Here is a 10,487-nt window from a genome sequence, read left to right on the forward strand (position 1 = left end):
TTTCTCAAAATAATATAGCCTGGGTTAAGCATTACGTAATCCAGGCTTCTCCCCCAAAGCCATATCATCACAATCTAAAGAATAAAATAGCAATCCATGAGGTAATTACAAACTTAAGGAACCAGGTATGCCTGCTATTTCTTCTTCAAAAAACTCGAGAGGAATCTTCTTTGCATTGGATACACCTAAAGAACACTCCAGGTGGTTCATAATGAGCTCGTTAACCACCATAGCCACCGCGGCTAACACTAAAGCGGTTAACAAAAAAATTTCATAGTTCATATCCAATTTAAGCGCTAAAAGAGATGTCAGGAGTAAACCCAAACAACAACCCATTCTATTTCTAATGGTCTTATTCCAATAAAACGGACCGTTTTTTTCGTTTCGCAGTCTGTGTTCAAGCCTCAATTTCGCAAGTTGATTTTCTTTATAACTATGGTAATCCGAAGCTTTCTCTCGAAGCTCTTTATAAGTATGAGGGGGAAAAAAGCAATTGGCTTTCTGACTTATTCCGTTAAAACGTTTGCAACTTAAGGCGACAGAAACCATATCGTTCGGCTTAAGAATATAATTCTTATCTTTATTGCGTGCATTAAGAATCTCCAATAGCATCTCGCTGGCTAATTCATCAAAAGGATTTTGATTTTGTTGATTGGTGATGTGCATCGACTTTTCCTTTATTTTTAGCAGAAACCTCTTCGCCCGATTGGGAGCTCAAAAAAAGTATCTGGATATATCTTCAGCCCGCCAAATCACCCGGACTATAGTTTTTTGAAGGCTTTGATTTAAGATAAATTTTTAATAAATGAAAATCTAGTCTTTTATGAAATTAAAAACTCTAAATTTTCAATTTAGAGAACACGATTAACATTTTTCTATTAATCGCTTTATTGATTATGTTTTTGTTTTATAACCATCAGTCAGTAACACCGCGACTTTAGTCCCATTATAAAAAACTTATAAAAAAATGATTAAGCATATACTTTAGGAATAATCAGAAAAAAATCAAAAAAAATAGGTTTACAGACTTGACAATTTTCCATTAAAACGACAAAATCACGCGTCTTGTGGCTATGTAGCTCAGCCGGTTAGAGCGCGGCACTCATAATGCTGAGGTCGGTGGTTCGAGTCCACCCATAGCCACCATTAAATCAATCAATAAGTTACACCAACTGTCGAATGAAAACGCCTTCATAGCCACACTCTCTAAGCTGCTTCAAGTATAAACTTGGAACGTTCTTATCTCCCTGACGTTCAACAAAATGCCAATAACTAACTTGTACTAACTCTAAGAATAAAAAGAAGCAAATTCTATTGAATTCATATCAAACTATTTCAGTTAATACAAAATAAGACCTATTTGTCTATAATAAAAATTATCAGTATAAAATAAATTATTATTGATACCAAACCTCCCTTAGAGATGCGGTATCAAATTTTATGCTCTTAAACTATTCGATTAGGTTGCGCCTTTCATCAGAACAAATGGGTACTCAAGACCTTAATCTGTCGTGTTAAAAGTGCATTTTGATGTCTTGGATATCCGAGATTTTTAATGGTGAGAATTAATATGGAAAATTCCGATATTTCACAAGCAAAAACAATAACAATCATCAACAACTATCTAAAATGGCATAATCTGCCCATAAAATGGAATGCAACAGGCGTATGTAATGGTTTAGCTACAGTCCATGCTCATTATGTGCTTCAAGGAAAAGAAGATATTTTTTTTAAAATATTACATAAGATTTCAGCCATGAGTGAGGGAGACTTCAACCAATCCACAGTATGTGATTCTCCTGATGAAGATATTGATCATTTTATAAGTCAAATCGTTTTAGCCTATGATCCTAATCTTTTCGAAAAAACAATATCTCAAAGGGATTCGTATAAGGCTTTAAAAATTGATGGAAAACCTTTGGACTCAGATTTTGTGCTTCCATTGATTACATCGGAAGAAAACTGGGCAGAAATACTTAAAGATATGGATCTACAACATGGAGAGGTTTTAAAAATTGAATCACCTAATCATGCAATTTCAATCCATCGATTAAATGGTGAGTATGTAGTTTTTGATCCCAATTATCGAGAAGGAAGAAAAAAATTTAACTCCGAAGCGGAGTTAATGACCGAGTTACGAACCAATGTTTTCGAATTCCAAGATAGCAACATGGCACTAACATTCACGCGCATAACGCGCTCAGGATTCAAGCATAGCTCATCTTTTGAACAAGCTACCCCCGAAGATTATGCCAGGAAATATCTTGATCTTAATGCAATTGCTTCTTTCGACAATAAAACAATAACCAGTGCCGCACTCATAGCAAGATATGCTAATGAGCAGTTAATGCAAATCGGTCTAAGTAAAGATAAAAATAAAAATTGGACTGCCCTTGAACTTGAGCGTTTAGGTATTGAAGCGATACTGAGAAATAATACTCAAAGTATCATCCCTATTTTAACTCAATTAAATTTGTGCCCTGAAAATACCAAACAAGAAAAAGAAGATAAGCAAACAGCATTTTTAAGTATGATTTTATATTCCTTAAAGTTTGGCCGTGCCGAGGTTCTGAATAAACTCATAGAAAATGATTTGGGAAAAGAGGTTTTTCAGTGTATTGGTGGTGAGCAGTTATTAAATATGGCTGCTCGAGGAGGCAATAAAGAACTATTAATTGATATTCTCGAAAAAATTCAAACCAATCTAACCATAAAAACTCAAGAAGAGTCAGAAGCTCCTAAATCGGAAAATATAGAGGAAATTGCTCTCTCCGGCATGGAGGAAGAAATACAATCAGGCAGTCTTGCCGATTTATTAGGTGAAGATTCAATGATTGAATTATCAATGCCGACTCAATTGGCGCTAATGATTCTTAAAAAAGACTCTGACGGAAATAATCCAATTACCTTAGCCATAAAAGGACATTCTCCAGAATGTCTTGAAGTACTTTTAAACAAATTAAAACAAGAAGGTTATATTCTGAGTGAGAAGAAACAACAGAAATATTTGCTTCTTGCCATTCATACTAATAATCCGCATATGGTAGACACACTTATAAGTAATATGAGGCCTGAACAGGCAGCAGACATTGTGAGCAAAATATCTCTTTCCGCAGAACAAGTTAAAAAGCTCAACATACACATCCTTAAGACTTTGGAACAAAATGGAATGAGTTTTGATAAGCCCAGTCAAGATATTATTACTGAAAAAGCATCTAGAGAAATGAGTATCTTCGAAATTATTGGTGCTAAGTTAGTTAAATTTTTTGATTATATTCAAATTGCTTTAAGATCAAATCATTCAGAAAAAAGTAAAAAAACTCCTTTATCAGATCCTAATTCTTCACCTCATGCTGAAAATATAAATAATCTTAAAACGCCACCACATAAGGATCTTAAAGCAAAATTTCATCATTTTAAACAAAAACATCAGGAGCAAACATCTGAAAATCAATCAACCACTGAGATACAAAATACACTGGGAACGCCTACTTCTGTTAGTAATTGAATTAATTTGATATTAGTTTTCATTGCCAACTGGATTTTTTTAAACATGTTGTACCAATTAAAACCTATAATTAAGTTATTGAATTAATTGGGTACACAATCAATCTGCATAATGGTTAATTAATCGAATCTGTGCAGATGATGAGAGATTCAAAGAACTTTTAGGAATCCAAAATAATAATCTTGATAAGCTACGCTCAATAGTAACCAAGACAATTCAAGATGCTATCTCTGGAAAAAACACAATGAACCATCAATTTCACGGCTTTAAAAATCGGAATACATCAACAATGCGAAACATCAGTGCAAGCTTTTCATTGTGATTTTAAGCACTTCCACCCTAGTGAGCCATTTATTTCTCTCTCATACTTTTTAATTACAACACACCCTAGATACTTTAAATTGAATTTTTGTTATGTTTAATAAAACAATACGCTAACGACACTGCATCACAAAAAATTGACCAGTGTCTTTAAATTTTTTTTTGGAGAATAGAAATACTATGGAATGGTTAAAATCCTATTTTCTTAAAGATACCACTCTGAAAACTGAAATCATTGCAGGGATCACTACTTTTCTAACCATGGTGTATATCGCATTCATTAACCCAAGCATTCTTCATGAGGCAGGGATGGATCAGGGAGCGGTATTTACGGCTACATGTCTTATTACGGCCTTTGCCTGTTTCATGGCAGGGTTATTTGCTAACACCCCTATTGGCATTGCACCGGGCATGGCATTAAATATCTTCTTTTCTTATACAGTAGTACAAGGCATGGGGATAGCCTGGGAACAAGCATTAGCTATTGTTTTTCTTTCAGGTGTCTTGTTCTTTTTAATGTCACTTACCCCTCTGAGACGCCTATTAATCGAAGCAATTCCTCATAATTTACAAATCGCTATCTTAATAGGAATCAGCTTATTAATTGCTTTAATTACCTTACAAAACAATCAAATTATTATTGAGGATCAGCATAATTTAATGCGTCTTGGCGAAATTAATCGTCCAGAGAGCGGCTTATTTTTCTTAGGATTTTTACTCATACTGATTTTAGATTATTTTCAAATTCCTGGAGCGATTATCCTCGGGATACTCAGTATTACTGTTTTAAGCTTACTAACAGGTTTATCTACCTGGCAGGGATTAATTTCCCTGCCCCCTTCCATTAGCGCTACTTTTTTAAAACTCGATTTTTCTGGCCTAAATACCGTTCTCGCCTTAAAAGCCACATTTACCTTTTTTTTAATCGCAGTGTTTGATGCCACGGGAACTTTGATCGGTTTATTAAATCCCTCTGTATTTAAACAACAAAAAAACTATTCCAAACGTCTTAGTAATTGTTTAACCGTTGATGCTGCCTCTTCTGCTGTAGCAGGATTATTAGGCTCCGCAAGTACCTCCCCCTACATCGAGTCTGCAGCAGGAATTGAAGCAGGAGGACGTGGTGGAATAACTGCCATAGTTATCGCAATCGGTTTTCTCCTTATGTTATTTTTTTCACCTTTAGCGCGAATGATTCCTAACTTTGCAGTAGGCCCCGCTCTTTTGTATGTGGCTTGTTGTATGATGAAACACCTCACTGACATGAAATTACATGATGTAAGTGAAACAGCTCCTTGTATGGTTACAATCATGATGATTCCCTTTACTGCGTCTATTGCTGATGGAATTGGCGGGGGTATTATTCTCTATACTTTATTAAAGCTGTTAACACGACAAAAAATTAATTTTTTACTCTTCATATTAAGTATTGTTTTTGTAATATTTTTCCTTGTAAGTTAAACAATTAAAATACCGTATTATGAACGTCGGCAGTTTGCATAATAAAACACATACAATCTTAGGATAATTCACCGAAGAATTGCGTTTGTACAGAAAAATTGCTTTACTTAAACTGATCTGAATTACAGTATGTAATCACCATAACCCTTTCAGTTGGAGATTATTATGACAAAATTTTTTGATACAAAAACGAAAACCCTATTTGTTACTGGAGGAAGAACGCCAGTAGCTGATTTATCAGATAATCCACTCATGGAATTGCCTAATCCAGATGAAGTTCCCCCTGCTCTTGTACTGCGTAGACAAAATGCCGTAGCAGGAAGAAATGCTGAAAAAACTTACGTAAGTACGGCAGGTGAAGAGCTTCACGGAAATTATGATTTAAACGATCCCAGTAATGCGGATCTTGAAGAAGTCCGCGACACAATTTATTGCCCTTAACCCCTATACAGAAATCTCAGAGCCTTCTACACTTATCGAGAAAGAGTAGTAGAAGGCCACGCTCTAAGCTCATCCAATGTATTGATGCACTTAAATTTTTAAATGATCAGAAAAACATATACATTTAGCAAACCATCTGCATATAATACGTTAAGATGATATTTAAAATATACAACTTTGCATGCATTATCATCTGCAAGACGAATGAATACAATTCAATTCTTATTTAATGAGGATGAAATAATATGAGAAAACACGGACATCAGCAAAACCCTCACGAGCACACTCACCCATCAACAGTTCAACCACATGCTCACACTACAGTAGTTGTTACAACTCCAATGTTAGGTGCTCACCCTAATTCTTTCTATTATCATTCACACCAGCAACCCTATTATATACCCCAGCAACATCATTCACATCAACCATATCCTCATCAGCAGCCACATGCGCATGAGCATCACCACGATGAACATACCCATTCCCATACACCTAAATAAAAAAAGATCCCGGATAATGCTATGTTATCCGGGACTATAAAGTAAGAAATTTTTTTGACCTAGCAAAGGATAATAATCTATCGCAATGAATTTAAAATTCATGTCTCAAAATAAAAACAAGTAAATATAGAGATAGATTCTTAGCAGTTAAGATAATCTTGAAGCACAATTTTAAAAATGCTTCAAAATACCTTTAGTTACGAGTCAAAAAAACTATTGTAAGTTTATAAATTTAGTTATTATGTTACTTAATTAGGATTTTGCGATTTTTCAATGCGCTCGATAGTAATTATAATTTTAACATTTATTTGTTCTGCATTAATTCATGCAAACGAAATTAATATTTCCACAACTACCAAAAATGGGAATACTATTTTTTATTTGCAAGCAGGCGCATTTAATTTAGAAAAAGATGCAAAACAACGCCAACACGAATTATCTGTTCTCGTTAGTGAACCAGTTGAAATTAAAAATCTATCGGATAAGAAACTTTATCTTGTACAAATTGGACCAATTAATGATTATCTCACCGCACGTGCTTTGCAAAATAAATTAACTCAAAAAATCATCAATTCTAAAAAGAACAAGCAGATTGAAAATCAATCTCCTCCTTTAGCCCAATCCAACCAACCCGACAGCTCAAGTGAGCAAGCAGAAGCACCACCGTTGCCAAACAATAAATTATGGAACTTAAGAAATGCGGATATCAGAGCTGTTATCGCTGAAGTGTCTCGAGTAACTGGAAAAAACTTTGTCATTGATCCTCGAGTACAAGGAAAAATATCCATCGTATCAACCACACCAATGAACAATGACGAGCTCTACGAAGTGTTTCTTTCTGTTTTGCAAGTCTCAGGTTATGCTGCAATACCTAGTGGTGCGATCATTAAAATTATTCCCAATATTGATGCAAAAACACAATCACCTGATTTTCCAAGCGGAATGCAACAGCCCCCTAAAGGCGATGACATGATGGTGGCTGTCGTGCCGGTTCATTATGTTCCATCCGAGCAATTAGTACCTGTTTTACGACCATTGATGCCCCAATGGAGTAGTATCTCAGCGTATGCCCCCTCAAACATGCTCATTTTGTCAGGAAGAGCCAACAACATTCGTAGTCTTGCGGAAATCATCAAACAAGTAGATACTTCATCAGCAAACGGTATCGATATGGTTCATTTAAGACATTCATTAGCCATGGATATCGCCGCTACATTAAAAGATCTTGTTAAAGTTCAACCCAGCATGGGAGGATCGCGCACACAGTTAACTGTTGCTGCCGATGATCGCTCCAACTCTCTATTAATCAGTGGCTCCAAAACAGACAGAATACGTCTTAGGATGTTAATATTAAAATTAGATAAAGAAAGCTCGGAAGGACAGAACAGCAATACGCAAGTTGTTTATCTCAACTACCTCAGAGCAGAAGACCTGGTCCCCATTCTTGCCGGTATTGCACAGGCAAATTTCAGTGGGAATGTTGGAACAACCATTGGTACGATTACTCGTCCTATCTTGGACAGTACAAACCCTGCTTCCAATCTTACCAGTAACTCAAACATACAAGGCTCCAATGCCAGTTCTAGTTCTCTTTATTCATCAGGATCAGGTAGCGGCCCGTCTCCCCTCACTGCATCAGGAGCTACTGCAAATACTACGACTGCAACAACGCAAAATGAAGGAACAACCAAACCATCTGTTCAAATTATTGCTGAGCCTAACACAAATTCTATTATTCTTAATGCACCCGCATCAGTAATACGTATTTTGAAAAGAGTAATTACTCAACTGGATATTAAACCAGCGCAATTACTTATAGAAGCATTAGTCGCAGAAATAAACCAATCGGATATTAATGATTTGGGTATTGAATGGGGAAGTAATCAATTAACTGGAAGGCCTCAAGATTTTAGACCAGGATTTGCTATAATTAATAGTGGAACCAGATTGGATGATTTACAAGCACAAATATATGCTTTGGCCAGAGAGAACAAAGCGAATATTTTATCAACACCCTCCGTTGTAGTTCTTGATAATCGCCAAGCCAAGATATTGGTAGGTAAACAGGTTTCGATTGCATCAACAACTCAGCCTGCTAATGCTGGAGGGACAACAAATGGCGGTGTTCCATTTACCACTTTTGATCGAGTTAACGTTGCATTACATCTCTATGTTCGACCACAAATCACGCGTGGGAATGGAATTCAACTGCAAATCGACCAAGGTAATGACACACTGGATCCACCCGTTGTTGCTCCAAACGTGACTACTCCAACATTTCGAATTAGCAGTATCGTCACCTCCGTTCATGTTGAGAGCGGTGATGCAGTTGTTTTAGGCGGTTTGACTCAAGACAGTCTAAATAATGACAATAATCGTTTACCTATTTTAGGAGATATACCAGGTGTGGGTCGTATATTCAAACGGAAAATAAATTCTCGTGAAAAACGCGTGCTTATGGTCTTTATTAAACCCCTAATATTGCGTAATGAACGTGATAACATGCATATGACAAGTGAAAAATACAACCGTGTTCGCCAATACGAACTGGATTGGCTAAGATCACAAGATGCGTTTGTACAAAGCAATAACTCAACCGTATTGCCTGCTTTGAAACGTGCTGAATTGCCCAAACCGTTTCATCGCCCACCTTTACTAGTAACGAAGTAAGCCATGGAAAACGAAGAGAAACTACTGAAAATCCCATACAGCTTTGCGAAAAACCATGGGATTGTTGTTGCGAATGAAATGAGCGATAACCATGCCCTTGTTTATTATTTACCTGATACATCACTACAAGCCCTTGCAGAGATAAAACGTTTATTACAATGTGACTTTACTCTTAAACAGGTTGATGAATCAGCCTTTCAACAACATTTAGCACACGTGTATCAATCTAAATCATCGATATTAGAAGCTGCCGGGGGCATGGAAGAAGATATGGATCTCTCATTGCTGGCAAGTCAATTGCCAGTAAGTGAAGATTTGTTAGAAAATCAGGATGATGCGCCAATAATCCGTTTATTAAATGCATTATTTACTCAAGCAATAAAACAAAAAGCCTCTGATATTCATATTGAAACTTATGAAGATAGAGTATTAGTACGCAATCGTATTGATGGTGTTTTACATGAGGTTTTAGAAATTCAGCGCGCCATAGCCCCCTTAGTCATTTCTAGAGTCAAAGTTATGGCCAAACTGGATATTGCAGAAAAACGCATTCCACAAGATGGTCGTATTTCACTACGCATTGGCGGTCATAATATTGACGTTCGGGTTTCAACCCTTCCCTCAAACCATGGCGAACGTGTAGTTTTGAGGATTTTGGATAAACAAGCTGCACAATTGGATTTAAACCTATTAGGCATGCCACAACCCACAGTAAAAGCCATGCGAAAAATGATCGCAGAGCCGCATGGCATTATTTTGGTTACTGGACCAACCGGTTCCGGGAAAACTACTTCTTTATACGCTATGTTAACTGAGCTAAATGAAGTCACACGTAATATTTTAACGATCGAAGATCCCATAGAGTATGATCTTGAAGGTATTGGACAAACACAGGTTAATACCAAGGTACAAATGACCTTTGCCAAGGGTTTAAGAGCAATTCTCAGACAAGATCCCGATGTAGTCATGATAGGAGAAATTCGTGATTTGGAAACTGCTGAAATTGCAGTTCAAGCCAGTCTTACAGGACACTTGGTATTGTCAACCTTACATACAAACAGTGCACTAGGTGCACTTACTCGTTTACGCGATATGGGAGTTGAATCTTTTCTCTTATCTTCAAGTATCGTTGGACTTATCGCACAACGATTGGTGAGAAAACTATGCCCTCAATGCAAAACACCACATCAATTAAGAGACGACGAAAAAGAACTTATGGGACTCACAGCAGACACAGATATATCAAAAGTTTTTGAACCCAAAGGTTGCGACTTCTGCAATCACTTAGGCTATAAAGGAAGAACAGGAATTTATGAACTGATTACTGTAGATGAAACGCTAAGAGGAATGATTCATCGCCATGAAAATTTGCAAGCGATGGAAAATTATTTACGCCCTGCCACACCCAGTATTCGTGATGACGGATTTAAGCGAGTACTCGCTGGTGATACGTCACTGGCTGAAATTCTTCGTGTAACAACCCAAGGTTAGTGATTAAATATAAAAATACTGCAAGGGGAATTACATCAAAAAGAATCACAAACGGTATCAAGCAGCAAGTTCATTGGAAAAGTATCAAATTTAAT

Annotated in this window: 7 protein-coding genes and 1 tRNA gene; 7 read left to right on the plus strand and 1 reads right to left on the minus strand. The window is 36.5% G+C overall.

Annotated features, from left to right (window positions below; genetic code table 11):
- Window positions 1–105: 105 nt before the first annotated feature.
- Entirely contained in the window at window positions 106–666 is a 561-nt protein-coding gene (locus A8O27_RS06120) for a hypothetical protein (RefSeq protein WP_058459247.1), read from the minus strand.
- Between the two features lie 403 nt (window positions 667–1,069).
- On the opposite strand from A8O27_RS06120, the gene A8O27_RS06125 reads away from it, so the two are divergent.
- The 7 genes from A8O27_RS06125 to lspE all read left to right on the plus strand — a co-directional run bounded on the left by A8O27_RS06125 (window position 1,070) and on the right by lspE (window position 10,392).
- Window positions 1,070–1,146 (plus strand) — tRNA-Met (locus A8O27_RS06125).
- A gap of 424 nt (window positions 1,147–1,570) precedes the next feature.
- Entirely contained in the window at window positions 1,571–3,508 is a 1,938-nt protein-coding gene (locus A8O27_RS06130; RefSeq protein ID WP_058459246.1) for a hypothetical protein, read from the plus strand.
- A 501-nt stretch (window positions 3,509–4,009) separates the two neighbouring features.
- Window positions 4,010–5,290, plus strand: a complete 1,281-nt coding sequence (locus A8O27_RS06135) for an NCS2 family permease (RefSeq protein WP_058459245.1) — start codon at window positions 4,010–4,012, stop codon at window positions 5,288–5,290.
- A 165-nt stretch (window positions 5,291–5,455) separates the two neighbouring features.
- Complete coding sequence (locus A8O27_RS06140) at window positions 5,456–5,731, plus strand: hypothetical protein (RefSeq protein WP_058459244.1); 276 nt, start codon at window positions 5,456–5,458, stop codon at window positions 5,729–5,731.
- 245 nt (window positions 5,732–5,976) lie between these two features.
- Window positions 5,977–6,231 (plus strand): hypothetical protein, encoded by a 255-nt coding sequence (locus A8O27_RS06145; protein ID WP_058459243.1) that lies wholly within the window; start codon window positions 5,977–5,979, stop codon window positions 6,229–6,231.
- Between the two features lie 273 nt (window positions 6,232–6,504).
- On the plus strand, window positions 6,505–8,901 hold the full coding sequence (lspD, locus tag A8O27_RS06150; protein ID WP_058459242.1) for a GspD family T2SS secretin variant LspD: 2,397 nt from the start codon (window positions 6,505–6,507) through the stop codon (window positions 8,899–8,901).
- Between the two features lie 3 nt (window positions 8,902–8,904).
- Entirely contained in the window at window positions 8,905–10,392 is a 1,488-nt protein-coding gene (gene lspE, locus A8O27_RS06155; RefSeq protein WP_058459241.1) for a GspE family T2SS ATPase variant LspE, read from the plus strand.
- The last annotated feature ends 95 nt before the right edge of the window (window positions 10,393–10,487 follow it).

This window comes from Legionella bozemanae (assembly GCF_001648595.1).
Taxonomy (GTDB): domain Bacteria; phylum Pseudomonadota; class Gammaproteobacteria; order Legionellales; family Legionellaceae; genus Legionella; species Legionella bozemanae.